This is a genomic window from Pseudarthrobacter niigatensis (assembly GCF_030812615.1).
In the GTDB taxonomy this organism is placed as follows: Bacteria; Actinomycetota; Actinomycetes; order Actinomycetales; family Micrococcaceae; genus Arthrobacter; species Arthrobacter niigatensis.
In genome coordinates this window covers 153,717-177,460 of record NZ_JAUSTB010000007.1, presented here as the reverse complement: position 1 = coordinate 177,460, position 23,744 = coordinate 153,717, and the positions used below count along the sequence as shown (strand labels likewise).

23 protein-coding genes are annotated in these 23,744 nt (G+C 68.2%); 14 read left to right on the top strand and 9 right to left on the bottom strand.

Annotated features, from left to right (window positions below; translation table 11 throughout):
- Window positions 1-6: 6 nt before the first annotated feature.
- Window positions 7-630, top strand: a complete 624-nt coding sequence (locus J2T23_RS12670; protein WP_141180718.1) for a DedA family protein — start codon at window positions 7-9, stop codon at window positions 628-630.
- Here J2T23_RS12670 and J2T23_RS12665 read toward each other — a convergent pair.
- The 3 genes from J2T23_RS12665 to J2T23_RS12655 form a co-directional block, all read right to left on the bottom strand.
- Complete coding sequence (locus J2T23_RS12665) at window positions 627-932, bottom strand: hypothetical protein (RefSeq protein WP_307360427.1); 306 nt, start codon at window positions 930-932, stop codon at window positions 627-629. The genes J2T23_RS12670 and J2T23_RS12665 overlap by 4 nt on opposite strands.
- A gap of 94 nt (window positions 933-1,026) precedes the next feature.
- Window positions 1,027-3,834, bottom strand: a complete 2,808-nt coding sequence (gene ppc, locus J2T23_RS12660) for a phosphoenolpyruvate carboxylase (protein WP_141158181.1) — start codon at window positions 3,832-3,834, stop codon at window positions 1,027-1,029.
- A gap of 113 nt (window positions 3,835-3,947) precedes the next feature.
- Entirely contained in the window at window positions 3,948-4,487 is a 540-nt protein-coding gene (locus J2T23_RS12655; RefSeq protein WP_307360423.1) for a hypothetical protein, read from the bottom strand.
- A 93-nt stretch (window positions 4,488-4,580) separates the two neighbouring features.
- Here J2T23_RS12655 and J2T23_RS12650 point away from each other — a divergent pair, with 93 nt between their 5' ends.
- Window positions 4,581-5,423, top strand: coding sequence for a DUF1684 domain-containing protein (locus J2T23_RS12650; RefSeq protein ID WP_141180715.1), 843 nt, complete (start codon window positions 4,581-4,583; stop codon window positions 5,421-5,423).
- A 14-nt stretch (window positions 5,424-5,437) separates the two neighbouring features.
- Here the strand turns inward: J2T23_RS12650 and J2T23_RS12645 are convergent, their stop codons facing one another.
- Window positions 5,438-6,646, bottom strand: coding sequence for an acyl-CoA dehydrogenase family protein (locus J2T23_RS12645; RefSeq protein WP_141180714.1), 1,209 nt, complete (start codon window positions 6,644-6,646; stop codon window positions 5,438-5,440).
- The gene (locus tag J2T23_RS12640; RefSeq protein WP_307360419.1) at window positions 6,643-7,437 is read right to left on the bottom strand and encodes a 3-hydroxyacyl-CoA dehydrogenase; all 795 of its coding nucleotides are present in this window, start codon (window positions 7,435-7,437) and stop codon (window positions 6,643-6,645) included. The genes J2T23_RS12645 and J2T23_RS12640 overlap by 4 nt, the downstream gene beginning before the upstream one ends.
- A 141-nt stretch (window positions 7,438-7,578) precedes the next feature.
- On the opposite strand from J2T23_RS12640, the gene J2T23_RS12635 reads away from it, so the two are divergent.
- A complete protein-coding gene (locus tag J2T23_RS12635) occupies window positions 7,579-8,871 on the top strand; it encodes a glycoside hydrolase family 76 protein (RefSeq protein WP_307360416.1) in 1,293 nt (430 codons plus the stop codon).
- Here J2T23_RS12635 and J2T23_RS12630 read toward each other — a convergent pair.
- Complete coding sequence (locus J2T23_RS12630; protein WP_307360414.1) at window positions 8,868-10,511, bottom strand: glycoside hydrolase family 32 protein; 1,644 nt, start codon at window positions 10,509-10,511, stop codon at window positions 8,868-8,870. The two genes, J2T23_RS12635 and J2T23_RS12630, sit on opposite strands and share 4 nt — an antisense overlap.
- A gap of 134 nt (window positions 10,512-10,645) precedes the next feature.
- Window positions 10,646-11,248 (bottom strand): YdeI/OmpD-associated family protein, encoded by a 603-nt coding sequence (locus tag J2T23_RS12625; RefSeq protein ID WP_307360413.1) that lies wholly within the window; start codon window positions 11,246-11,248, stop codon window positions 10,646-10,648.
- Window positions 11,249-11,354: 106 nt separating this feature from the next.
- Here J2T23_RS12625 and J2T23_RS12620 point away from each other — a divergent pair, with 106 nt between their 5' ends.
- The 7 genes from J2T23_RS12620 (at window position 11,355) to J2T23_RS12590 (ending at window position 17,806) form a co-directional block, all read left to right on the top strand.
- Window positions 11,355-12,107, top strand: a complete 753-nt coding sequence (locus J2T23_RS12620) for a VOC family protein (RefSeq protein WP_141183258.1) — start codon at window positions 11,355-11,357, stop codon at window positions 12,105-12,107.
- Window positions 12,108-12,116: 9 nt separating this feature from the next.
- Window positions 12,117-12,656 carry an NUDIX hydrolase family protein gene (locus J2T23_RS12615; RefSeq protein WP_141158190.1) on the top strand — a complete coding sequence of 180 codons (540 nt, stop codon included), beginning with the start codon at window positions 12,117-12,119 and terminating at the stop codon, window positions 12,654-12,656.
- Between the two features lie 88 nt (window positions 12,657-12,744).
- A complete protein-coding gene (locus tag J2T23_RS12610; RefSeq protein WP_141180709.1) occupies window positions 12,745-13,776 on the top strand; it encodes a DUF6707 family protein in 1,032 nt (343 codons plus the stop codon).
- A gap of 82 nt (window positions 13,777-13,858) precedes the next feature.
- On the top strand, window positions 13,859-14,584 hold the full coding sequence (locus J2T23_RS12605) for an SRPBCC family protein (protein ID WP_141180708.1): 726 nt from the start codon (window positions 13,859-13,861) through the stop codon (window positions 14,582-14,584).
- A 55-nt stretch (window positions 14,585-14,639) separates the two neighbouring features.
- Window positions 14,640-15,926, top strand: a complete 1,287-nt coding sequence (tgt, locus tag J2T23_RS12600) for a tRNA guanosine(34) transglycosylase Tgt (protein ID WP_141180707.1) — start codon at window positions 14,640-14,642, stop codon at window positions 15,924-15,926.
- Window positions 15,927-15,961: 35 nt separating this feature from the next.
- Window positions 15,962-16,711 (top strand): dienelactone hydrolase family protein, encoded by a 750-nt coding sequence (locus tag J2T23_RS12595; protein ID WP_307360408.1) that lies wholly within the window; start codon window positions 15,962-15,964, stop codon window positions 16,709-16,711.
- A 156-nt stretch (window positions 16,712-16,867) separates the two neighbouring features.
- On the top strand, window positions 16,868-17,806 hold the full coding sequence (locus J2T23_RS12590; RefSeq protein ID WP_307360406.1) for a hypothetical protein: 939 nt from the start codon (window positions 16,868-16,870) through the stop codon (window positions 17,804-17,806).
- Between the two features lie 122 nt (window positions 17,807-17,928).
- Here J2T23_RS12590 and J2T23_RS12585 read toward each other — a convergent pair whose 3' ends face one another.
- The gene (locus J2T23_RS12585; RefSeq protein ID WP_307360404.1) at window positions 17,929-18,690 is read right to left on the bottom strand and encodes a queuosine precursor transporter; all 762 of its coding nucleotides are present in this window, start codon (window positions 18,688-18,690) and stop codon (window positions 17,929-17,931) included.
- 195 nt (window positions 18,691-18,885) lie between these two features.
- On the opposite strand from J2T23_RS12585, the gene J2T23_RS12580 reads away from it, so the two are divergent.
- The 4 genes from J2T23_RS12580 (at window position 18,886) to J2T23_RS12565 (ending at window position 21,811) form a co-directional block, all read left to right on the top strand.
- Window positions 18,886-19,542 (top strand): TetR/AcrR family transcriptional regulator, encoded by a 657-nt coding sequence (locus tag J2T23_RS12580; RefSeq protein ID WP_307360459.1) that lies wholly within the window; start codon window positions 18,886-18,888, stop codon window positions 19,540-19,542.
- A 21-nt stretch (window positions 19,543-19,563) separates the two neighbouring features.
- Window positions 19,564-20,475, top strand: coding sequence for a TIGR01777 family oxidoreductase (locus J2T23_RS12575; protein ID WP_307360401.1), 912 nt, complete (start codon window positions 19,564-19,566; stop codon window positions 20,473-20,475).
- A complete protein-coding gene (locus tag J2T23_RS12570; protein ID WP_141180703.1) occupies window positions 20,472-20,882 on the top strand; it encodes a hypothetical protein in 411 nt (136 codons plus the stop codon). Before J2T23_RS12575 ends, J2T23_RS12570 begins: the two co-directional genes overlap by 4 nt.
- Before the next feature lie 71 nt (window positions 20,883-20,953).
- On the top strand, window positions 20,954-21,811 hold the full coding sequence (locus J2T23_RS12565) for a hydroxymethylpyrimidine/phosphomethylpyrimidine kinase (protein ID WP_307360397.1): 858 nt from the start codon (window positions 20,954-20,956) through the stop codon (window positions 21,809-21,811).
- A 91-nt stretch (window positions 21,812-21,902) separates the two neighbouring features.
- Here the strand turns inward: J2T23_RS12565 and J2T23_RS12560 are convergent, their stop codons facing one another.
- On the bottom strand, window positions 21,903-23,651 hold the full coding sequence (locus tag J2T23_RS12560; protein ID WP_307360395.1) for a pyruvate dehydrogenase: 1,749 nt from the start codon (window positions 23,649-23,651) through the stop codon (window positions 21,903-21,905).
- Window positions 23,652-23,744: the final 93 nt, after the last annotated feature.

Below are 23,744 nucleotides of genomic sequence, written 5' to 3'. Positions count from 1 at the left end.
GTGGCAATGGACTTCGGCAGCGTTGACAGCTGGGGGACGGCCCTCTATTTCTGGGTCATCCCGCTGGTGGTTGGCGACGCTATTTTCCCGCCCATCCCCTCGGAGATGGTGGTGATTACCGGCGGCGCATTGTCCGCGGACGGCCGGGCCAACGTGTTCCTCGTCCTGCTGCTCGCCGCCCTGGCGTCCTGGATCGGCGACATGGTGGTGTTCCACCTGTTCCGCCGCCGGCTCAGCCACGTACTGGATCGCTGGAAATGGGGCCGCCGGGTGCACGCCGGCATCCATGCGGCACTGGCCAAGGCCGGGCGGTCGTCGACCTATGGCACCATCATCGGCGCCAGGTTCATCCCCGGCGGCCGGCTCGCCACTTCGGCAGCCTCCGGCGTGGCAAACGTCTCTGTGCGCGGTTTCAGCCTGTGTGCGGGCCTGGGCGCCGTCCTGTGGGCCTGCTGGCTGGTAGGCCTGGGCTACTTCACCGGCTCAACCACCAAGCTGCCGTTCTGGGCCAGCTCCCTGATTGGCGTGGCCGTCGGCCTGGTGATCGGCGCCGTCGTGGGCATCATCGTCACCCGGCGCCGCGGCGACCGGTCCCCGGTGGAGGACGAGCCCCTCCCCGACGCAGGCTAGACCGGCAGCCACTTGCCGCGGCTGCGCCGCAGCACGCTGATTGAACCTGTCAGCGCAACGCGTTCGACGGCGTCGCGCATCATGGCTGCAGATTCCACCGCCTGGCGGTTCTCACCGCTGTACTCGCTGGCTTCCACGAGAAAACGCAGGTTGAGCTGCGGCACGCCGCCGGCGATCTGCAGCTGGTGTGCCTCCACGTGGTGCCGGGTGCCCAGCGCCTCCACGGCCGCGTCCATGACGGACTCGGGCGGATTCCCCGGCCGGAGCCCGGTGATCTTGAGGCGGGTCTGGAAGGAAGGCATGCTCCCAACCCTATCCAAACACCGAAGATGCCCTATCACTTGGGGTCCCTAACAGCGCCTGTTAGGGACCCCAAGTGATGGGCAACCGCGGGGGTTACCCGGTGTTGCGCAGGCCCGCGGCGACGCCGTTCACGGTGATGAGCATGGCCCGCTGGAGGCGTTCGTCGATCTCGGCCCCGCTGATCCCGCCCTCGGTGCGGATGCGGCGCAGGAGTTCCACCTGGAGGTAGCTGATCGGATCCAGGTACTGGTCGCGGATCTCCAGGGACCGCTTCAATGTCGGCTGGGCATCCAGGAGCAGGTTTTCACCGGTGAGCTTGCGGACCTCGGCAACGGTGAGTTCGTATTCCTCCCGGATGGTGCGGAAGAGATGGTGGAGTTCCTCCGGGACGAGGGTGGACACGTAGTAGCCGGCGATGTCCATGTCCGTCTTGGCGAGCGTCATCTCCACGTTGGACAGCACGGAGCGGAAGAAGTGCCAGTGGTCCATCATTTCCACCAGCTGCGCGGAGTGGCCGGCCTCGCGGGCGGCCTTAAGCCCGGACCCCACACCGAACCAGCCGGGCACGATCTGCCGTGACTGGGTCCAGCCGAACACCCACGGGATGGCACGCAGGCCACCCAGCCCGGCACCGGAATCCGGCCGCTTCGACGGGCGGGAACCGATATTCAGGGAGCCCAGCTGCTCCACCGGGGTGGAGGCCATGAAGTAGGCAGGCAGGTCCGGGTGGTCGATCAGCTTCCGGTACCGGTCAAAGGCGGCGTCGGAGATGGCCTCCATGACGTGCCCGTAGCGCTCGCGCTGGTCCTCGGAGGTCCTCGGGTCCCGGTGCAGGGCCGACCCCTGCAGGACGGCGGCCAGGGACAGCTCCAGGTTTTCGCGGGCAAGCTCAGGCAGGGAGTACTTGTCCGAGATGACTTCGCCTTGTTCGGTGAACTTGATTTCGCCTTCCAGGACACCGTTGGGCTGGGCCAGGATGGCGTCGTAGGTGGGCCCGCCGCCGCGTCCCACCGAGCCGCCGCGGCCGTGGAACAGGCGGACGCGCACGCCGTGCTTGGCCGCGACGTCGCGCAGCTTGCGCTGGGTCTTGTGGATCTCCCACTGGCTGGTCATCACGCCGGATTCCTTGTTGGAGTCCGAGTAGCCCAGCATCACTTCCTGGACGTCCCCGCGCAGCCGCACCAGCTCCCGGTAGGAGGGGTCGGAGAGCAGCTGGTCGATGATCTCGGCCGAGGCCCGGAGTTCCTCCACCGTCTCCAGCAGCGGCGCGAACCCGAGCTTGGCGTAGGGCTTGTCGCCAAAGAGGTTCACCAGGCCGGCCTCGCGGGCCAGCACGGCGGCGGCCAGGACGTCGTCGGCGCCGCGGGTCATGGAGATGATGTAGGTCTCGATGACGTCCGGACCGTACATGCGCAGGGCCCGGCGGATCTCGCGGAAGACGTCGTAGGTGCCGTCGGCGGCGCCGTCCAGCTTGATCGGGTGGCCGGACAGCGGGCGGCGGGAAGCCAGCTCCGAGCCGAGCACCTCGAATCGTTCCTCCCGGCTCAGCTCGGCGTAGCGGAGCCCCGGTCCGCCGATCCGGTCCATCAGCTGGCCGACGGCGTCGTGGTGGTGGTCCGCGTGTTCACGGATATCCAGGGTGGCCAGGTGCAGGCCGAAGGAGGCGATGGCGCGGCGGACGCGGGCCAGGGAGCCGTCCGCCGCCAGCGCCGCGGAGTGGTTGCGGAGCGAGAGCTCCAGCAGGTTCAGGTCAGCCAGGAGTTCATCGGTTGCGTTGTAGTCGCGGCCGTGCTCGTGGTTGGAGTTTGCCGCCACCCGCTTGCCGGTGTTGATGAGCTTGGCCTTGATGCAGGTGAGCTTCAGCCGGTACGGCTCCTGGGCGTTGAGTTCCAGGACCCGCTTGTCCAGGCCCGGCAGCTTCTTCAGGTCCTCATCAATGGACTCGAGGAGCCCCTGGTCAGCGCCCGCCAGCGCCGTGGAGTTGGACAGGATGGAAATCAGCTCGTCGATCATGCCGATGCTGATCCGGATGGCGTTTTGGTTCTGTATCTGGAGGATCTCGCGGGTCACGGCCGCGGTCACGTTCGGGTTGCCGTCGCGGTCACCGCCGATCCAGGAGCCAAACCTGATGGGGGCGTCCTTGGAGGCGAGGCTGACGCCATGTTCCCCGAGCAGCTCGGACAGCTCCGACAGCATCTCCGGCATGGCATCGGTGAGGATGCCGCCCAGGTAGTAGATGGCGTTCCGGGCCTCATCCACGGGGGTGGGCCGGACCTGGCGCAGCTCGTCGGTCTGCCACATCTGGTCGATGATCTCGGCCAACTGCCGGTCCTGCCGGCGCCGGCCGGTGGACCCTTCGGCAGTGGACTGGGACAGGACATCGGAAAGCTTCCGGATCTTGTCCAGGACGGAACGGCGGGACGCTTCGGTGGGGTGGGCGGTGAAGATGGGCCGCACGTCCAGCCCGTTGACTACTTCCTGCAGCACCTCCGGGCCGGCCTGCGCCGCGATGTCCGCCACCGTCTTGGCCAGCCAGCCGTCCTTTTCGGCCCGGGTCCGGAGTCCGCGGACGCGGTGGACCTGCTCGGCGGCGTTGGCCAGGTGGAAGTAGAAGGCAAAGGCACGCACCAGGTCGGTTGCCTGCTCGATGGGCAGGGAACCCAGGAGTTCGCGGACCTGGGCAACGACGTCGTGCGCGCTCCAGGGGCCGGTGGCGTGCGCACCGCCGCGCGCTGCTTCCTTGGATTCCTTGGTCAGGAGCCGGACCTGCTCCACGAGGTCCAGGAGTTCCGGCCCGTGCTGGCGGACCAGCGATTCACCCAGCAGGGTGGACACGCGCCGGACATCCGCGCGCAGTTCGGAGGCAAGGTCGGTCTCGGGAGGTGTTGCAGTGTGAGCCATTGAAACAATCTTTCGAGGGATTCGGACTTGGCTCGTACACTGCGCTGGATACTGTGAGCCACGTTACTAGCTAAAGATGCTACCCCCGGTGCCTCGCCTCAGTGGAATCCGTCTCACAAGATGTCGCGGTACCCCACATGCCGTTTGACGGCGTCGAGTTCAGCCCGTAGGTTCCGCACCTCGTCCTGCCAGGCGGCAGCCTCCGCCGTGCGGCGCCGGGCCTTCCCGGCCTGGACCACGGCAGCGGTGAGCAGCAGCGGCACCAGGAGTGCCAGCGCCCATCCGGCGGCCGCGAAGAAGTCCAGTGCCACCGGCAGCGCGGCCCGGAAGTCGATGAAATCGTTTACCCCGCCGGCCATGCCTGCCATGGCTCCGTCGAGCGGCTGCAGGAACTGGCCCACCACGGGGGTTCCGGAGAGTGTGGGCGGGGCGAGTTTCGCCTGCGCGTCCCCGCCCCAGCGCCCGTCCGCGAGGTGGTTCAGGACGTAGATGCCGGCGCCCACGTTGGCTGCCATGAAGACGGCGACGGCGGCAGGTGCTGCGAGGTCCGGCCGCCGCCGGCGCCACGCCAGGACGACCGCGGCGGCAAGGACGGCCGCCAGCCAGGGGAGCGCGGCAAGCCACTCCCGATTCACTCCCGCAAGGATGTCCACCACTCCATTCAACCCCGGACAAAGGATTCAGCGGCGGAATGAACACGTCCGCGATCCAGTTGTAGCCGAAGGCATACGCAACTGGAAGGAACCATGACCACCACCCCAGCCACCACCCACGCCGCCAGGGCCGAGCGCTGGCAGCGCTTCCGCGCCAACCGCAACAAAGCCCTGGCAGCGCCGCACGGCTGGCTTACCCTCACCTCCTTCCAGTGGCTCGAAGACTCACCTTCCGCCGTCGAGCCGGCCCCCGGCCTGTGGTCCACTGACGCCACGGGCTCGACGGCGTTCCTCACCGCGGTTCCGGCGGACGGGCTCACGCTGGTGGAGACAGGGGAAAAGGTGGACGGCACCGTATCCGCCGTCCTGGCGGACGAGGAATCACTGATGTGGGTGCAGTTCGGCGGCCCGGACGGGGACCAGGTAGTGGTGGAACTGGCCATGCGCGGCGGCCGGTATGCGATCCGCACCCGGGACGCGGCATCACCGGCCTTCACGGAATTCGACGGCGTGCCTACCTTTCCGTACAACCCCGACTGGGAGGTCACCGGAAGGTTTGAGCCCTACCCGGCGCCGGTGGATGTGCCGATCGGCACCGCGAACCCGCTGGTTGACGGCGTGCACCGCAGCGTAGGCGAGGTGGTCTTCCGCCTCCCGGGAAGCAGCCATGAGTTCCGGCTCCAGGCGGAGGAAGAAAAGCTCGGCGCCCTGACCGTCACGTTCCACGACGAAACCAACGGCGACACCACGGACGAGTGGCGGAAACTCTCCCTCCCCAGGCCGCGGCCGGACGGGTCCGTAGTGCTGGACTTCAACCGGGCCATCAATTACCCCAGCGCCTTCACCCCTTACGGCACCTGCCCCATGCCCGTGAAGAACAACAGCCTGGACATCCGGGTGGAAGCCGGCGAGAAAGAGCCGTACCCCGGCCGGTAAGGGTTTCGACCGGCTCAACCACCGATGGCGGAGATTCCAGTGATGGCCCTTCCCACGATCAGGGTGTTGACCTCGAACGAGCCCTCGTAGGTGTAGATGGCTTCGGCATCGGCGAAGATCTTGGCCATCCGGTAGTCGGTAACAATCCCGTTGCCGCCCAGGATGGAGCGGCCCAGCGCCACGGTTTCGCGCATGCGGGCGCTGAGGTAGGACTTGGCCAGGGCCACCTGCGGCATGTTGGCTGCCCCCTGCTCCTGCAGCCGGGCGAGCCCGGCCATCATGGACATGCTGGCCACGGCGTTCCCCAGCATGGTCACCAGCTGCTGCTGGATCAACTGGAAGTGGGCCAGCGGCCGGCCGAACTGCTGCCGCTCCACCGCGTATTGCCGGGCCACGTCGAAGGCGGCGAGCTGCTGGCCCACCGCCTGCCACGCCACCATGATCCGTGAGCTGCGGAGCAGTTCCTTGGTGTCCTCGAAGCTGCTGATACCGGCAAAGCGGTCCGCCTCGGCAACCCTGACATCGCGGAACTGGATGTCCGCGTTCTGGACGGTGCGCAGGGCGATCTTGTTCTCGATCCTGCTCCGGCTGACACCCGGCAGCGTTGCGTCCACAATGAAGCCGCGCACCGAACCGTCCGCCTCATCCCGGGCCCACACCAGCATGTAGTCGCAGAACGTCCCGTTGCCGATCCAGCGCTTGGCCCCGTTGAGCACCCACGTATCGCCGGCGTCGTCCGCTTCTCCCGTGGTGGAGGAGATCCGCCGGGCCCGGGTCTCCAGGCCGCCCGCCACATCCGAGCCATGCAGCGGTTCGGTCAGCGCGAAGGCACCCGTAGTGCGCAGCTCCGAGGCGTCGGCCAGCAGCCGCTGCTTCTGGTCCTCCGTGCCGAAGGTGTGCAGCGATTCCACGAAGAGGTCGTGATGGACCAGGAAGAACGTGGCCAGGGAGGTATCCACGCGGGTGATCTCCGCGATGACCAGTCCGGCAAAAAGATGGCTGTAGCCGCGGTGGACCGGTGTGCTCAGCTCCAGCGTGGCCAGCTTGGGGAGGATATGGGCGGGAAACTCGGCCTTGTTCCACCAATCCCCCGCGTACGGCGCCACCTCGGCCGCCAGGAAGTCCCGCAGCTCGGCGAGCTTGTTCCGTTCAGCCTCGTCCAGCATCGCTTCGACGGCGAAGAAGTCCGCCGCCGGCAGCTGCGGGACGTCCGGCGCGCTCATTTCGGCGCCATCCGGATAGCGCCGTCCAGGCGGATGGTTTCGCCGTTCAGCATGGCGTTGTCCACAATATGTGCCACCAGGTTGGCGTATTCCGCGGGCTTGCCCAGCCGGGACGGGTGCGGAACCTGGGCGCCGAGCGAGTCCTGCGCCTCCCGCGACAGGCCGGCCATCATAGGGGTCTCGAAGATGCCCGGGGCGATGGTGACCACCCGGAGCAGCGAGCGCGCCAGTTCCCTGGCGATCGGCAGCGTCATGGCGGCCACGGCGCCTTTGGAGGCGGCATACGCGGGCTGGCCGATCTGTCCGTCGAAGGCCGCCACGGAGGCGGTGTTGATGATGACGCCGCGTTCCGGGCCGCCCAGCGGGGTGGTGGCGGGCTCGGTGGCCGCCATCGCTTCGGCGGCCAGGCGCAGGACGTTGAAGGTCCCCACCAGGTTGACGTGGATGACCTTGCTGAAGGATTCCAGGGGCAGCACACCGTCCCGTCCCAGGACCTTGCCGGGGGTGGCGATCCCTGCGCAGTTCACCACGATCCGGAGCGGGCCCAGCCCCGCGGCGGTCCCGACGGCGGCCCGTACGTCGGCCTCGCTGGTCACGTCTGCGGGGGCAAAGACGGCGGACTGGCCGGCTGCGGCGCGGCCGTTCAGTTCGTCCGCCAGTGCCTGTCCGCCCGAGGACGGCAGGTCAACGAGCACGACGGATGCGCCGGCGTCGAACAATCTCTGCGCGGTGGCTGCTCCCAGCCCGGACGCCCCGCCTGTCACCAGTGCGACGCTGCCTTTGATGTCCATCCATCCTCCTTGATGTGTGTCCCCATGCCGCGGCGCGACCCGAGCAACAGTTAATGAATGTTAACTGAAATCCCGCGCCGCCGCACTCACCCCCGAGGCCCTGCCCTCCCTGGTGCCGGCGGCACGGTTAGGGTGGACGGCATGACGTCCAGCAGCACCTCCTTGACCGCCTGGCAGGACAGGGCGAACCACGCGGCCCGGTCCGTGACCGCCCTGTTCGGCCGGAAACTGCTGTTCCTGCCCGGAACCCACCTGGGCGCAGTGCTGTGGCAGGGCAGGCACCCGGCCGGACCGCCCACCCCCTCAACGCCGGAGCAGGAGCCGGGCACCCAGCCAGCGCCGCGATGGCGTACCGCACTCCGCCGGATGCGGCCTGCCGCATCGCTGGCCCTCCCCTGGCACTACTGGTGGCAGGCGCACTACGTTGACTGCCTGGTGGACGCCGGGCGGCGGGAACTGGGCGGCGGAGCCACCCCGGCGGCCCGGTTCGACGGCCCGGGCCGGCCCAGCGCCGGGCACTTGGCCTCGCGCCTGGTCACCGGGATCAGGCTCCGCAACGCCCTGACTTTCGTGAACAGCTACTACGACGACATGGCGTGGCTGGCGCTGGCAACGCTCCGCCTGGACAGGCTGGCCGAGGAAACCCGTCGTCCTGGCCGCCGCCGCAACGCCGTGGTCCGGGCGTCGCTGGCGCTGCAGTTCGACGCCGCCTGCACCGATGACCTGGGCGGCGGGACTTTCTGGAGCAAGAAACGCGACTTCAAGAACACCCCGGCCACCGCGCCGGTGGCCCTGTTCTATGCCCGCACCGGCCATCAGCCCAAGGCCCAGGCCCTGCTGGACTGGCTCGACACCACGCTCTTTGACGCGGACCAGGCCCTCTACCTTGACGGCGCACGCCTGGATCCCTCCGGAGAGGTGGTGCTGGAGCGGGCGGTATACACCTACAACCAGGGCCCGGTGCTGGGAGCACTCCTGGAGCTGGGCGGCGAGGCGAACCTGGGCCGGGTTGCGGTCCTGGTGGACGCCGTGCAGCGGCTGCTGACCGTCCCGGGCAGCGGCAACGGAGCCGGCACGGGCTCCGGTGGTTCGGTGCTGCGCTGCGAAGGAACAGGCGACGGCGGCCTCTTCACCGGGATTCTCTGCCGTTACCTGGCACTCGCCGCGGCAGACCGCCGGCTTCCCGCGGCTACCCGCGCCACGGCTGCACGGTTGGTGACGGACACCGCTGAAGCGCTCTGGTCCGGCCGGCGCCCCGTCGGCCCCGGCGAGGCAAATGCCCGGCGGCAAGGCACGAGCATCTTCTCGCTGCACGCAGCCAAACCGGCGGCCGCGACGTATCCGCCGGGCGCCGCCGTCGAACTCTCCACCCAGCTCCAGGCCTGGATGGCGCTGGAGGCAGCGGCCGCCGTCACCGCCGCAGCCGGCGCCTAGCGGATGCCGGCCAGCGGCGTGACGGTGCCGCGTTTGAGCGATACCGGTCCCTCCGCCACCAGCCGGGCTTCCTTGGGTCCCGCCGGCGGAAACACCAGCGAGGTCAGGGCTTGTCCGTCCACGAAGACCTCCAGGGAGGACCGGTCCACGTAGACGGTGAGGCGGACGGTGTCCCCGGCCGGCCGGGCGTCCACCGAGCGCTCCTGCCGGTATACGCGGCTGGCGTCCGCCTGGTCAGCGAGGCCGCTCCCGCCGGCCGCCGCATCGCCGCCGCGGTCCACGAACGCCCGGCCGGCCGCGAAATCGTAGCCCACCGTGGCATAGGTGGTGCCGCCGCTTTGCAGCAGCACCCGCGCCTCCCCGGTCCCGTCCGCGGGCTTGGCCAGCTCGACGTCGGCCTTGAAGGCGCCGCTGTCCGGGACCGGGAGTGCCAGGCCGCCATCAATGCTCCCGCCGGGCACCTGCACTGGCGCCCCCTCCAGTGACTGGAGCGCGGCCGTAGGCGAGGACACCAGGGCCGGCCGGCCGCCGTCGGACGCCAGCCGGATGTCCCGCACCACCGAGGCCGCCCCGTACCAGCCGTTGGTGGGAAGGTTCCGGGCGTAGGCCCAGTTGTTCATCCAGCCGATGGCGTGCCGGGACGCCATCGGCTGCGCGTCGTCAAGCCCCGGGCCAGCCCAGGTGACGGCCGCGTAGAAGTCCGGTCCGCCGTCGAGCCACTGGTGGCCGCCGTCCGCGGTGAAGGCCCTGCCGTCGAAGCTGCCGGTCCAGTAGGCCACGCCGGTGGTGCGCCCCTCCCCGGATCCGTTGGCGCTCGCTGCCAGGACCCAGGTGCGCTTGGCGGGGTCGCCGTCGAGGTCCAGCTGGAAGAAGTCCGGGCACTCCAGGATTCCCAGCCCCTCCTGGCCAAAGCCGGACACATAGGTCCACTGCCTTAAATCCCTGGAGGTGTAGAAGCCGATCTTGTGGCCCTCCGCGAGGAGCATCAGCCACTGGTTATTGGCCTCGTCCCGGACGATCCGCGGGTCCCGCCAGTGCTCGGCGCCGGGGTTCTCCATCACCGGGTTCTGTCCGTAGCCCTGGAAGCTGTAGCCCTTGTCCGTGGAGTAGAACAGGGACTGGCGCTGGACACCGTCGTGCTGCTGGGTGAGGACGGCGATCACGGCCCCCTTGCCAAACCCAGCCGTCCCTTCCGTGTCCACTACGGCGGAGCCGGTCTCAATGTCGCCCAGGCCGTTGCGGAACTTGGGAATAGCCACCCCTTCGTTCTTCCAGTGCACCAGGTCCGTGCTGGTGGCGTGGAACCACTCGGTGCCGTTCCCTTCCGGGTAGTCGGCGTTGTAGAGGTAGTAGTAATGCCAGAGGCCGTCGAGGAAAAAGGGCCGCTGCGGATCGTTCATCCAGTGTTCGTCCGGCGTGAGGTGGTACGCCGGCCGGAAAACGTCATCCCCCTCCGGCGCGGCTTCCGTTGGACGCGCGGCGGTTGGTGGGCCGCTTTCCTGCGTACCGGGGCCCCGCTGGACGGTACCGGCCAGTACCAGCGAAACGGCCAGCGCCAGCACGGCGACGGCGGCCAGGACCCACAGAATGGGGGGTCGCCGGAGGGCGGCACGAATGGACGCGGGACGTGGGAAGGGCATGGGTGGTGTCGATCCGTCGCTGAACGCACAAGTGCCGTCCCCCGGGACAGGGGAACGGCACCAGCGCAAGTGAACCGTCAATATTACCGGCCCTGTTCCCGGGAACCCAATCCGGGGACGTCATACACCGGCAGTCAGTCCCGTGCCGGTGGCCGCTTCTTCTGCGGATAGGGTGTCTCTCCCCGTGCCAGCATGTCCACGAACCCGGCGATCCTGCGTTCCCGGGTGGCCGCCTGCTTCGCCGAATTGGTCCTGAACACCAGGGCGAACAGGTTGGTTTTTGTCAGGACCTCGAAGGTGGCCTGCGCTGCCGGGTTGGCTGCGATGGCGGCCGCCAGGTCTTCCGGCACCTCGAGGTCGGCCTGCCCACCGTAGGCCGCGTCCCAGCGGCCGTCCGCCTTGGCCGCCGCCACGGCGGCCCGTCCGGCGTCGGTCATCTTCCCGGCCTCCTCCAGCCGGGCAATGTGCCCCACGTTCCGGGCCGACCAGATGCTCCGGGGGCGCCGCGGCGTCATCCGCTGGAACACGCTTTCGCTGTCCCGGCGCCTGCCTTGCCCATCGATCCAGCCAAAACAAAGGGCTTCGTCCAGGGCCGCCGCGTAGTCAAGGCCCGTCACCGTCCCGCCCTTCTTGTGCAGCACCAGCCACACCCCGGGGCTGGTGCCGTGGTTCTCTTCCAGCCAGGCACGCCAGGCGGCAGCGTCGGGCAGCAGCAGTTCCTCAAGGTCATTGGCCATGGCCTAATTCTGCCTGTGGAATCCCGTACCACAAGGCCCGTGTGCCGGACAGCAACACGTGGCATCATGGCCCTACCGGCCCATCCGCAACCCCGAGGACAATGCCATGCTCCGAGTCCGCCCCGTCCATTTCACCTCGCGCACCGAGGCCTGGAAACAGCTCCTCACCGCCCTGGGAATGGTCCCCACCGAGGACGACGGCGGGTGGACGGTTTTCGATTCGGGCTCAGGGCGGCTGGCAGTCCATTCCGCCGAGGCCGGTTCCGGACAGGACGGCCGGACGGTGCTGGCCGTGGAAGTGGGCGACGTTGCCGAATTCGCCAGGCGCACCAACGCCTCAGCCAAGGAAGACTCCCCACAGGAGGGAGCGGCGGAAGGCACCGGACCGGCCGAACCCGTTACCGCCGACCACGGTGACGCCTGCCGGATCAGCGCGCCGGACGGGTTCAGCTTCCTCGCGGACAAGGCCGCCCACTTTGCCCAGTGTGCCGACGCCGATCCCGCCCTGGCCGTCGCCGCGGTCTGGTACACCGAGGACCCCGAAGGTGCCGTCCGCACGCTGCTGCACATCGGCGCCCGCCCCCGGCCCGTGCCGGACAACGACGAAACCGCGGACTTCACGGCCAAGAACGGCGGGGTACTCCTGGTGCGGCCGGCAGCCGGAGCGTCCCGCTCGGGCCTTGGCTTTGAATACGGCGGCGGCCTGGAGCAGCTGCGGGAGCGCCTCACCGCGGCCGGCTTCTCCGCCAGCCTGACGGAGGAGGCGTTTGGCAGCACCCTCCATGTGGCCAATCCCGACGCGGGCAGCCCCAACGCGCCCGCCACGGTGTGGGTCTCCCAGCACCGCCCCATGGGGTAGAACTTAAGCATGAACGTGCGCACACCTGACCCGAATCCCGGCTGGCTCTCCGAAGAAGACCTCTTTGAGGCGCGCGGGCGGCTGCCCATGGTGTACGTAGAGGCAGTACCGGTCAGGCTGGACCCGCTGGGATACGTCAACGAGGTGGGAACGCTGTTGCAGGCGGACGCGGACGGGACCATGGTGCGCTCCCTGGTTTCCGGCCGTGTGATCTACCGCGAAACCATCCGCGCCGCCCTGCTCCGGCACATGGAAAAGGACCTGGGCCCCCTGGCGTTCCCGCAGCTGCCGCTGAGCCCCGTGCCGTTCACCGTGGCTGAATATTTCCCCGCGCCGTCCCAGACCGGCTTCACGGACGAGCGGCAACACGCCGTGTCGCTGGCCTACGTGATCCCGGTGACGGGCGAGTGCGAGCCGCGCCAGGACGCCCTCGAACTGACCTGGATGACCCCGGAGGAAGTCCTCAGCCCCGGCGTGCAGATGGAGTTCTCCGGCGGCCGCGGCGGCCTGATCCGGCAGGCCCTGGCGTTTGCAGGCGTGGGCTTCTGACCACCCCGCCGGGACGTGGGGGTCCCCGGTTTTGAGTGCCCGCCTTTGTAGACTGTAGGGCGGACCGCAAGAGAACTTAAGGACTCCCATGACCGAATCACCAGCCGCCAGGCACCACCGTGAACAGCAGGCTGGATCTCTGACCACCGGCAGCCACATCCTCCTCCCCGACGGCCGGCGCACTGCCGAAATCGACCAGGTGGAGCTTGAGCACGACGACTTCGGCTCCCCCGCACTGGTCCTGGCCAGCCTCTCCGGCGGCGGCACACTGCGGGTGGCCATCGGCACCATGGTCACCGTGGTGGACGGCGCGCACGACGACATCACCCAGCTCCCCCTGCCGGCGGACCTTCCCGAGGCCGCACCACCCGCGGAAACCCTGATGCCCCGGAACGGCGCGCAGGAGCAGCCCGGCGCCGGGACCGGTCCCCTCAACGTGGCGCCCGCCGTCGTCGTCCCTCCCCTTCCCCCGGCACCACCCGCGGTGACCGGGCCCGGCGAGGAGGAACTGGCGCTCATCCCCGCCCCGGACGGCACCCCCGAATCCGTGGTGGAGGCAGCCGCGGAGGCCCACCCAGACGCCGAGGGCGTCCTGCTCCTGGCGGACCGGCTCTCGAAGGGGGTCAACTTCAAGTCCGGCAGCTGCCTGAAGGACCTCAGCGACCTGGCGCACGAACTGTTCATCACGCTCAAGGACGCGGACGGCGCACTATCGGTGGCAGACCTGATCACCGTGCTCCCCTACGACGGGAACCCCGGCCGGTGGACCTCAGTGGAGGCAGCCCTGGCGCTGGCCAGCTACATCTGCCGGCAGGATGGCCAGGACGAACGGGCCGAGGTCTACGAGAAACTGATCCGCACTCCCGAAAACCAGGAGACGGACGCCTTCAAGGCACGGATGGCAGCCAAGGTGCGGCAGCGCTCGCTCAATGAACCCAACCTGTACGACAAGGAAATCTTCCGCTCGATCGACAACTCCAACCACGACGCCGAGCGCGAATGGCGGCTGCTGCGGCTCGAATCCCTGCTGTTCCTGCGGGCCCACGGCGGCTCCGAAACCATCGGCATGTCCGAACTTGAACGGCGCATCAGCAACGAGCTGGAGGCCGTCCGCTCCTGAACACAGGGCCACGTTGCCGGTAACTTCCAGCAAGGGAAATTAGCCCTACCCCGGGGGTAGCCGGAGTTGTACATTCGGGGCTATGACGAACAATCTCAGCGTAGTGATCAACGCCGACGCCCCGCAGGTCTGGACCATGCTGCGGGAACCGTCCAGGGTGGCCCAGTGGCACGGCTGGCAGGCCGAAGACCTGGAGTCCGAGATCAAGGAGATCTACTTCTCCGATGTACAGGAATCCGCGGACCACACCAGCCTGACCGTGCACGGCGGGGACACGTTCGAGCTCCACCCGGTTGCGGACGGTACCCGGGTCAGCGTCACCCGCGGCGCGGTGGACCACAACTCCGAATGGGCGGCATGGGACGAGGACATCACGCAGGGTTGGCTGACCTTCCTGCAGCAGCTCCGGTTCGCCCTGGAACGCCACCCGCACGGCAAGCGGCACACCCTGTTCCTGCACCTGACCGAGGGCAACGGCTCCGCGATCGACAAGCTGGGGCTCTCCGACCTCCCGGCGCCGGGTGAGCCGTACCAGCTGACGCTCGGCACCGGTGAGGAGATCAGCGGCAAAGTCTGGTACCGGACCAGCCACCAGGTGGGGCTCACGGTGCACAGCTACGCGGAACACGGCGAGGGGCTGTTGGTGGTGGCAGACCATCCCGCCATCAAGGACGTCCGCGAGGAGGGTGATGGCTCGTTCGTCATCGCCTCGACCTACGATCTTGGCGCCGGCGCCTTCGACGCCATCCGGCAATCCTGGGATTCCTGGCGGGCCTCGAACTACCCGGCCTCAGAACCGGCCAGCTGAGCGTACCGGGGCCCGCGTTTACGGGCCGCGGGGGGATTGCTGGCACACTGGTACGGTGCCAGCCAACCCCGCCTTCGCCCTGCCGGAAACCCGATCACAGTTCTCCTTCAAGGTCGGCACCCGCCTGGCGGAGTCCTGCCCGCCATCGGCCGCGCAGGAGGCTGAAAACGGCGGGGCATTCCTGGGCCGCACCGGGACCATCACCACCCCGCACGGTGAGATCCAGACCCCGGCGTTCATCGCCGTCGGGACCAAAGCCACGGTGAAGGCCGTACTGCCTGAATCAATGGCGGACCTGGGCGCGCAGGCCCTGCTGGCCAACGCCTACCACCTGTACCTGCAGCCGGGCCCTGACATCCTGGACGAGGCCGGCGGGCTGGGTGCCTTCATGAACTGGCCCGGCCCCACCTTCACTGATTCCGGTGGATTCCAGGTGATGAGCCTCGGTTCGGGGTTCAAGAAGGTCATCGACATGAAGTCCGTGGATACTTCCGGGCCTGATGACGCCGTGGCCCCAGGCAAAGAGCGCCTGGCGCACATCGATGACGACGGCGTGTGGTTCAAGTCCCACCTGAACGGCGACCGCCACCGGTTCTCCCCCGAAATCTCCATGCGGGTCCAGCACCAGATCGGCGCGGACATCATGTTCGCGTTCGACGAGCTCACCACCTTGCAGAACTCCCGGCGGTACCAGGAGGAATCGCTGGAGCGCACCCGGCTGTGGGCGGAGCGGTGCATCTCGGAACACTTCCGCCTGACGGAGGACCGCGCGGGCAAGCCGTACCAGGCCCTGTTCGGCGTGATCCAGGGCGCCCAGTACGAGGACCTGCGCCGGAAGGCCTGCCGCGACCTTGGCGCCATGCCGTTCGACGGCTTCGGCATCGGCGGGGCGCTGGAGAAGGAAAACCTGGGCACGATCGTTCGCTGGTGCAACGAGGAACTGCCGGAGGACAAGCCGCGGCACCTGCTGGGCATCTCCGAACCGGATGACATCTTCACGGCCATCGAAAACGGCGCCGACACGTTCGACTGCGTCTCCCCCACGCGGGTGGCCCGGAACTCCGCCTTCTACACCCCGGAAGGCCGGTTCAACCTCTCCGGCGCCAAGTACAAGCGCGATTTCGGGCCACTGCAGGAGGGCTGCGACTGCTACGCCTGCACCAACTATTCGCGGGCGTACATCCACCACCTGTTCAAGGCCAAGGAAATGGTGTCCGCCACCCTGATTTCCATCCACAACGAGCGGTTCGTGGTGAAGATGGTGGACGACGCCCGGCTGGCCATCGAGTCCGGCACGTTCTTCGACTTCAAGGCAGAGACCCTGGGCCGGTACTACTCCTGAGCATGCCTCCCGGGCGCCTCCGCTATCCTGACCAGATGCTCATCGAGATCCAGGCCCCTGCAGGCCGTGCCGAAGCCATCGTTGCCCGCCCTTCCGCCGGAAACGGCCCGTTCCCGGGAGTCATCTTCTACATGGACGCGTTCGGCCTGCGCCCGCGCATCCAGGAGATGGCCCAGCGCATTGCCGACTGGGGCTACGTGGTGCTGGCGCCCAACGTTTTCTACCGTGAAGGAACAGTCGCCGAGCTTGCCCCCGGGGGTGACATGTCCACCCAGGAGGGCCGGGAAGCCGCCGGCAAGGCTGCCTTCCCGCGGGTGGGCAGGCTGACCCCGGACAAGGCCCTGCCGGACATCGATGCCTGGGTTTCCGCGCTGGCAGCCCTCGACGACGTGGCGCCGGGCCCCATCGGGACCACCGGCTACTGCATGGGCGCCCGGCTCGCGGTCCGGACCGCCACCTCGCACCCCGAAGTGGTGGCAGCGTGCGGCGGCTTCCACGGCGGCGGCCTGGCAACGGAGGATCCGGACAGCCCGCACCTGGGGCTTGGCAACGCGCGGGCGCGGTTCGTCTTCGGCCACGCGGACCACGACCGGAGCATGGCCCCCGACGCCGTCGCCCGTCTGGGCGAAGCGCTCCACGCCGCGGGACTGCAGGCATCCAACGAGATCTACGCCGGGGCACCGCACGGCTACTCCATGGCGGACACCTCGGCGTTCCACCCCGAAGCCACGGAGCGGCACTTCCAGGAACTGCGCGCCCTGCTGGACGGGACGCTGAAGGCCTAAGCCGGCCCGCCGCCGTCGAACCCGCCGGAAAGCTGCCGGCCCGCCGGAACTTTCCGTCGATCCGGACGGCTTCCGGCGAGCTCGGGACGCGGGACGTTTTCCACATGACGACGGCGGCGCCTTCCCATGGTGCCGCAGCGGCGGGACCCTGTCGGAATGACACCGCAGCAGACAGCACGCCTTCCCGCTCTTCCAGGCACCGGCAACCTCTGGCGGACGGAACAGTTGCACGGGCACGGCCTCAATTCCCGGGCCATCAAGGCCCTGGCCCTCCACGGGAAGCTGGTCCGACTCCGCCATGGCTGCTACATCCGCGCCGAGCTGTGGGAGAAGCAGTCGGGGCCAGTCCGCAGCAGGCAGCTGATCCACGCCCATGCCCACGGGACGCTGACCACTTCAGCCGGCGGCTATGTGTACAGCCACACCTCCGCCGCCCGGCTGCACCATTTGTATGTTTGGGATGTTGATGACCTGATCCACCTTTTACTGCCGGGAAACCCCTCGAGCGAGCGGCTCGGCAAGGATGTCCGTGGCCACACCCGTCCCTGGACCGGGCCGGAAGTGGTGACCCTCGGCAACCTCCGGGTGACCTCGCTGGAGCGGACGGCAGTGGATTGCGCCATGATGCTGGCTTACCGGCAGTCACTGGTATTGATGGACCACGCCCTCCGGCTAGGTGCGGACAAGGCCCTCATGGAGAGAATGGCTGACGGCCTGCAGGGACGCCGCGGAATCCGGACCCTCCGGCTGGCGCTCGCCCACGCAGATCCGCGGTCGGAGTCCGCCGGCGAGACACTCACGCGCGAACTCCTGCTGCGGCTGAAACTTCCCCTGCCGGAGCCCCAGGTTGCGGTGGCGACGCGTGCCGGGCGGTATCGGCTGGATTTCGCCTGGAAGGAAAAGAAGGTTGCCCTCGAATTCGACGGGAAAACGAAGTACTTCGACTACAAGCCAACGGCCGAGGTGCTGTTTCAGGAACGGCAGCGGGAGAACGCCCTCACCGAGGACGGCTGGACCTTTGTGCGCGTGAAATGGGCCGACCTCTTCCGCGAACACGAGTTTAAGGCCCGTGTCCTTGCGGCGCTCCGGCCCTAGCCACCCGGCCGGAGCGCGAAATCGCCGTAAGGGTGCCGGGTCGCCGGTAATTTCCGGCGATCCGGCAGCTTTCCGGCGATCCCACGCGATCAGCAGTTGCAACGTACGACGCCGGGCGGCAGCTATGCGGCGTTTGTCACCCCTTCCGCGGCGTGGCCGGCGGCGCCGTAACTGGGCTCGCGACGCTTGACCCAGTTGATGGCCAGCGAGGTTACGGGGACGAAGAGGAACTCCACCACGGTCTTGTAGACGAAACCCACCAGCACGTAGTTCACGAAGCTGCCGGGGTCGGCGATGCCGATGACGGGTGCGGCGATGCTGCAGAAGATCAGCGTGTCCACAAACTCCCCGGCGCCCGAGGATCCCATGAGCCGCGCCCATAGGGACCTCTCCCCGGTGCGGGCCTTCATCCGGACCAGGATCCAGGAATTGATGGTCTGCCCTGCGAGGAATGCCAGCAGGGAGGCCAGGACGATTTGTGGCACGGGGCCAAGCGCCCCTTCCAGGGCGGACTGCTTGGCGGCACCGTACTCGTCGTCGAACCCGGGCAGCGCAATGACAACCCAGTAGCAGAGGGAAGCGAAGACGGACAGCGCGAATGTGGTGAAAATGGCTTTGCGGGCCACCTTGAAGCCGTAGACCTCACTGATCACGTCGCCGAGGATGTAAGCCAGCGGGAAGAGGAAGAAGCCGCCGTCGGTGACGATGGGGCCGAATGCCACCCCCTTGGACGCTCCAATGTTGGACAGGATCAGCACCACTGCCATGGCTGCCAGCATGATCCCGAAGTAGGGCGATCCGATGTCCGCGAATCTGGCGGCGGGACCTGCGGCAGTGGGTTGGACGGTTTGGGGCACGGCACTGTGGCCGGGGGCGGAGGTCATTGAGGGATCCGTTCAGGAGTGGTTGGCCGGCCTGCCGTACGGGGCGGCCGGTTGTATTAGCACTCGTGCCATTCTCGCACCGTGCCCTGCGGCAAAGCTCCCCAGGAGAAGGGCTGGTTAGCACGGAAACAGTTTTTGAACATGTTCAACTACTGTGGCACACTGTTTTTGAACATGTTCAAGAATGGGGGTGCCGTGGCAGCGAAGAGCGAACAGACCAGGCAGCTGGTGGCGGACACGGCGCTGCGAATGTTCCGAGATATCGGGTTCGAGAAGACCACCATGCGCGCCATCGCCGCCGGGGCAGGCGTCTCCGTCGGCAACGCCTATTACTACTTCGCGTCCAAGGATGACCTGGTCCACGAGCTGTACATCCAGGTGCAGGCAGAGCATGCGGCGCGGGCCTCGCAAGCGTTGGACGGGACCGCTTCCCTGGCTGAGCGCCTGAAGGCCACGCTGCATGCCGGCCTTGACGTCATGGCCCCGTACCACCGGTTCGGCGCGGACTTCGTTGCCACCGCAATCCGGCCAACATCACCGGTGAACCCCTTCTCAGCAGGGTCCACGCCTGCGCGCGAGGCATCCCTGGACATCTTCAGGCGCACCGTGGACGGGGCCAGGCCTGCCGTACCGAAGAAGCTGCGGACCGACCTGCCGGAGCTGCTGTGGCTTTGCTACATGGGCATCACGCTCTTCTGGGTCTATGACACCTCGGAGGGCCAGCGGCGGACCAGGAGGCTGGTGGACGGTGCGGCCCCACTCATTGCCCGCGGTCTCGCACTGGCCCGCATCCCGGGAGTCAGCAAGGTGCTGGACGACGTCCTGGACCTGAGCCGCAGCATCCGCGATTAGGGAAGAAACATTGGGGGAAACATGGACTGCACAAAGACCGTGGTGGTGGCGGGGGCTTCCGGCTTCATCGGCACATACCTTCGCCGGCGCTTCCGGGAAGACGGATGGACCGTGCGCACCATTGGACGCAAGGGAACGGGCAGCGCCGCGGCCGGATGGGATGACGACGCCGGCATGGTCCGGGTGCTCAACGGCGCCGGGCTGGTGGTGAACCTCGCCGGACGGTCCGTCTCCTGCCGCTACAACCGGCGGAACAAGGCGCTCATCATGGACTCGCGCGTGGCCACCACCCAGGCCCTGGGGCGGGCCATCGCACAATGCCCGGAGCCGCCGTCGACCTGGCTCAATGCCAGCACCGGCACCATCTACCGGGATGCCAGGGACCACCCCCAGCCTGAAACCGACGGCGAGCTTGGCTCCGGGTTCTCCGTGGACGTGGCCAAAGCGTGGGAGGCCGCCCTCGCGGCGGCCACCACGCCGGCCACCCGGAAGATCCCGCTGCGGATCGCCATCGTGCTGGGCCGCCGCGGCGGCGCGCTGGCGCCGTTCGCCAACCTGGCGCGGCTGGGCCTGGGCGGCCACATGGGCGACGGCGGGCAGAAGTTCAGCTGGATCCACGTGGAGGACCTGTACCGCAGCATCCGCTTCCTGCATGCGCGGACCGACGTCACCGGACCCGTTAATGTGGCTTCGCCGGACGTGGTGAGCAACCGGGAGATGATGCGCCTGGTGCGGCGGGCCTACGGCGCCCGCTTCGGGCTCCCCACCCCTGCGTGGCTCCTCCGTGCAGGGGCCGTCCTGATCCGCACCGAAACCGAGCTGGTGCTCAAAAGCAGGTGGGTCCAGCCGCAGAAGCTCCTCGACGCGGGCTTCGTCTACAGCCAGCCGGAGCTGGGCCGGGCACTGCTGCAGATCGCCAAGGGCCGGGAATGAGCCGCCCGCTCCGCGTCACCTTCGGCCCAGGCGCGTTCCTTCCCGGCGCGGGCCTCACGGTCCTGGTCTTCGGGTTCCCCCTGGGTTTCCCCGGCTACCTCTACGGAACGCTCTCCGCGCTAATCCTGGGAATGCCCCTGGCGCTGGTTGCCGGGATCTGCATGCGGCCCGTCCGCAACCAGCTGCTCCACGCCGTGGCCGTCGGCGTGGCAGGGCTGGTTACGGGGGTGCTCACGCTCATGGTCATCACCGGCAGCCACTGGTCCGCAATGTGGGGCACGATCCTTTGGACGGGGTTCTGCGCAGCGCTGGGGCGGGCAGCCGTGTCCGGCCTCGTCACAGTCCATGACGCGCCTGCGCCGGAACCCGTGGCTGCGCGGAAGCCCGGCCCACCGCTGGAACCCTGACCATACCGCGTCCCGGCCCCCTGTCCGGTGACACATGGAAAGCGCCCGACGCCGGGTGGCAGGATGGATGCATGACTTCCGCTACCCCTGACGCAACGCTGCCCACCGCAAGTCCCGCCGTCGTCCTCACTATCGCCGGCTCCGAAGCCACCGGTGGCGCCGGCGCGCAGGCCGACCTGAAGACCTTCCAGGAACTCGGTGTCTTCGGTATCGCCAACCTCACGTGCATCGTGTCCTTCGACCCGAAGGACAGCTGGAACCACCGGTTCGTGCCGGTGGCCCAGCAGGTGATCGCGGACCAGTTGGAGGCGACGACGGCGGCGTATGGTCCGGCGTCCGGCGCACCTTCGGCTTTGGATACGGTGAAGATCGGGATGCTGGGCAGCCCCGCCACCATCAGCACGGTGGCCGGTGCCCTGCAGGAGAACAGCTTCGCCAACGTGGTGCTGGATCCGGTGTTGATCTGTAAGGGCCAGGAGCCCGGCCACGCGCTGGACACGGACCAGGCCCTGAAAGCCCAGATCCTGCCGCTGGCCACGTTTGTCACGCCCAACCACTTCGAGGCGGAGTCGTTGTCCGGCCTGGACATCACGGACGTGGAGTCGCTGAAGGCCGCTGCGGTCCGGATCCACGAGCTCAGCGGCGCAGCAGTCCTGGCCAAGGGCGGCGTTCGCCTGGAAGGCCCGGACGCCGTCGACGTCTTCTACGACGGTGAGACGCTCGAAGTCCTGAGTGCTCCCAAGGTGGGCGAGGTGGCAGTTTCCGGTGCGGGGTGCTCGTTGGCCGCCGCAGTAACCGCCGAGCTCGCAAAGGGTGCCACGCCGCTGGATGCTGCCCGGACCGCCAAGGATTTTGTTACCGCCGGCATCCGCAACCGCGTTGCCTCCGGCGCCCCGTTCGACGCCCTCTGGCAGGGCGGCACCCGGTAGAACCGATCTCCCCGCGGGTTCGCCGGAAACCCTCGAGACCGCCGGGATTTTGCGGCGAACCCGGCAGTTTCCGGCGAACTCGGCAGCACAGCTAGCGCCGCGGGATGTTGCGCAGGTTGCTGCGCGCCATGCTCACGGCCTCGCCCGCTCCCCGGTTCAGCACCACCTTGGACATCGCCGTGGCGAACCCCAACACCTGTGACCCGGAGATCTTCGGCGGGATGGACAGCGCCTTGGGATCGGTGATGAGCTCCACCAGTGACGGGCCGGGGTGCGCGAAGGCCTCCCGGTACGCCGCCTCGATCTGCGCAGGATCGGTCACCCGGACGGCATGGAAGCCCAGTGCCCCTGCCACGGCCGCGTAGTTGGCGTCCGGCACGTCCACGCCGAAGTCGGGCAGCCCGTCCACCAGCATCTCCAGCTTGACCATGCCCAGGGTGGAGTTGTTAAACACCACCACGTTCACCGGCAGCTTGTAGGCGGCCGCGGTGATGAGCTCGCCCAGCAGCATGGACAGCCCGCCGTCGCCGGAGACGGAGATGACCTGGCGGCCGGGGTAGGCCAACTGGGCGCCGATGGCGTGCGGCAGGGCGTTGGCCATGGAGCCGTGCAGGAAGGACCCGATCAGCCGGCGGGTGCCCAGCGGGTTGATGTACCGCGCGGTCCAGACGTTGCACATGCCGGTGTCCGCTGTGAAGATGGCGTCCTCGGCGGCCACCTGGTCCAGCAGCGACGCCGCGTACTCCGGGTGGATGGGCTGCTTCTTCTCCACCTTCCGGGTGTACGCGCCCACGGCCTTGTTCATCAGCCGGTCATGCTTCTTCAGCATCTGGTCCAGGAACCGGCGGCTCTTCTTCGCCGTCACCAGTGGCAGCAGAGCGCGCAGGGTGGGCAGCACGTCGCCGTGGACGGCAATGTCGACGTCGGTCCGGCGGCCCAGCCGGTGGGCCACCCGGTCCACCTGCGCGGTGCGGGTGTCAGGCAGGAACTGGTCATAGGGAAAGTCGGTGCCCAGGAGGACCAGCAGGTCGGCGTCCTCGATGCCCTCCGCGGCGGCTCCGTAGCCCAGCAACCCGGTCATGCCGATATCGAACGGGTTGTCGTACTGGACGAAGTCCTTGCCGCGCAGGGAGTGGCCCACCGGCGCCTTGGCCAGTTCGGCGAGCGCCATCAGCTCGCTGTGCGCCCCCTCCACGCCGGCGCCGGCGAAAATAGCCACCTTGCCGGCGTCGTTGATGGCGTCCGCGAGGGCCTGGACGCTGGCCGGGTCCGGGACCAGGCTGGCCGGCCGGAAGGTGGCCGGGAGCGGCGTGGGGCCTGCGGCTTCCAGTCCTGCGATGTCGCCAGGCAGGGTCACGACGGCGACTCCCCCAAGCCCCAGCGCGTGCTGGATGGCGCTGTGCATCACCCGGGGCGCCTGCTCAGCGGTGCTGACCAGCTCCGAGTACACCGAGCACTCGTTGAACAGCCGGTCCGGGTGGGTTTCCTGGAAAAAGCTGCTGCCGATCTGCTTGCTGGGGATGTGGGAGGCGATGGCCAGCACGGGCGCCCCGGAGCGGTTGGCGTCGTAGAGCCCGTTGATCAGGTGCAGGTTTCCGGGGCCGCAGGATCCAGCACAGACCGCCAGCCTGCCGGTGAGCTGGGCTTCGGCAGCGGCGGCAAAGGCAGCGGCTTCCTCATGGCGGACATGGATCCAGTCGATGCCGCCCTTCGCGGCGCCACCCGTTTGGCGGACGGCGTCCACGATCGGGTTGAGGCTGTCACCCACAATCCCGTAGATCCGCTGCACGCCGGCAGCCTGGAGTTGTTCGATGAGCTGGGTGGCAAGTTCCTTGGCCATGGTGCAGACTCCCGCGATTGTGGTGGTGTTGACACTCGCCCAATATAGTCCGCCCACCCCGGGCACACTTGGGCGTGGCATGCAAAAAGAGGC

What these genes read in the sequence shown, in the direction of transcription:
- J2T23_RS12670 (WP_141180718.1), top strand. Translation starts at nt 7, where the DNA reads ATGGACTTCGGCAGCGTTGACAGCTGGGGGACGGCCCTCTATTTCTGG.
- J2T23_RS12665 (WP_307360427.1), bottom strand. Translation starts at nt 932, where the DNA reads ATGCCTTCCTTCCAGACCCGCCTCAAGATCACCGGGCTCCGGCCGGGG.
- ppc (WP_141158181.1), bottom strand. Translation starts at nt 3,834, where the DNA reads ATGGCTCACACTGCAACACCTCCCGAGACCGACCTTGCCTCCGAACTG.
- J2T23_RS12650 (WP_141180715.1), top strand. Translation starts at nt 4,581, where the DNA reads ATGACCACCACCCCAGCCACCACCCACGCCGCCAGGGCCGAGCGCTGG.
- J2T23_RS12645 (WP_141180714.1), bottom strand. Translation starts at nt 6,646, where the DNA reads ATGAGCGCGCCGGACGTCCCGCAGCTGCCGGCGGCGGACTTCTTCGCC.
- J2T23_RS12640 (WP_307360419.1), bottom strand. Translation starts at nt 7,437, where the DNA reads ATGGACATCAAAGGCAGCGTCGCACTGGTGACAGGCGGGGCGTCCGGG.
- J2T23_RS12635 (WP_307360416.1), top strand. Translation starts at nt 7,579, where the DNA reads ATGACGTCCAGCAGCACCTCCTTGACCGCCTGGCAGGACAGGGCGAAC.
- J2T23_RS12630 (WP_307360414.1), bottom strand. Translation starts at nt 10,511, where the DNA reads ATGCCCTTCCCACGTCCCGCGTCCATTCGTGCCGCCCTCCGGCGACCC.
- J2T23_RS12625 (WP_307360413.1), bottom strand. Translation starts at nt 11,248, where the DNA reads ATGGCCAATGACCTTGAGGAACTGCTGCTGCCCGACGCTGCCGCCTGG.
- J2T23_RS12620 (WP_141183258.1), top strand. Translation starts at nt 11,355, where the DNA reads ATGCTCCGAGTCCGCCCCGTCCATTTCACCTCGCGCACCGAGGCCTGG.
- J2T23_RS12615 (WP_141158190.1), top strand. Translation starts at nt 12,117, where the DNA reads ATGAACGTGCGCACACCTGACCCGAATCCCGGCTGGCTCTCCGAAGAA.
- J2T23_RS12610 (WP_141180709.1), top strand. Translation starts at nt 12,745, where the DNA reads ATGACCGAATCACCAGCCGCCAGGCACCACCGTGAACAGCAGGCTGGA.
- J2T23_RS12605 (WP_141180708.1), top strand. Translation starts at nt 13,859, where the DNA reads ATGACGAACAATCTCAGCGTAGTGATCAACGCCGACGCCCCGCAGGTC.
- J2T23_RS12595 (WP_307360408.1), top strand. Translation starts at nt 15,962, where the DNA reads ATGCTCATCGAGATCCAGGCCCCTGCAGGCCGTGCCGAAGCCATCGTT.
- J2T23_RS12590 (WP_307360406.1), top strand. Translation starts at nt 16,868, where the DNA reads ATGACACCGCAGCAGACAGCACGCCTTCCCGCTCTTCCAGGCACCGGC.
- J2T23_RS12585 (WP_307360404.1), bottom strand. Translation starts at nt 18,690, where the DNA reads ATGACCTCCGCCCCCGGCCACAGTGCCGTGCCCCAAACCGTCCAACCC.
- J2T23_RS12575 (WP_307360401.1), top strand. Translation starts at nt 19,564, where the DNA reads ATGGACTGCACAAAGACCGTGGTGGTGGCGGGGGCTTCCGGCTTCATC.
- J2T23_RS12570 (WP_141180703.1), top strand. Translation starts at nt 20,472, where the DNA reads ATGAGCCGCCCGCTCCGCGTCACCTTCGGCCCAGGCGCGTTCCTTCCC.
- J2T23_RS12565 (WP_307360397.1), top strand. Translation starts at nt 20,954, where the DNA reads ATGACTTCCGCTACCCCTGACGCAACGCTGCCCACCGCAAGTCCCGCC.
- J2T23_RS12560 (WP_307360395.1), bottom strand. Translation starts at nt 23,651, where the DNA reads ATGGCCAAGGAACTTGCCACCCAGCTCATCGAACAACTCCAGGCTGCC.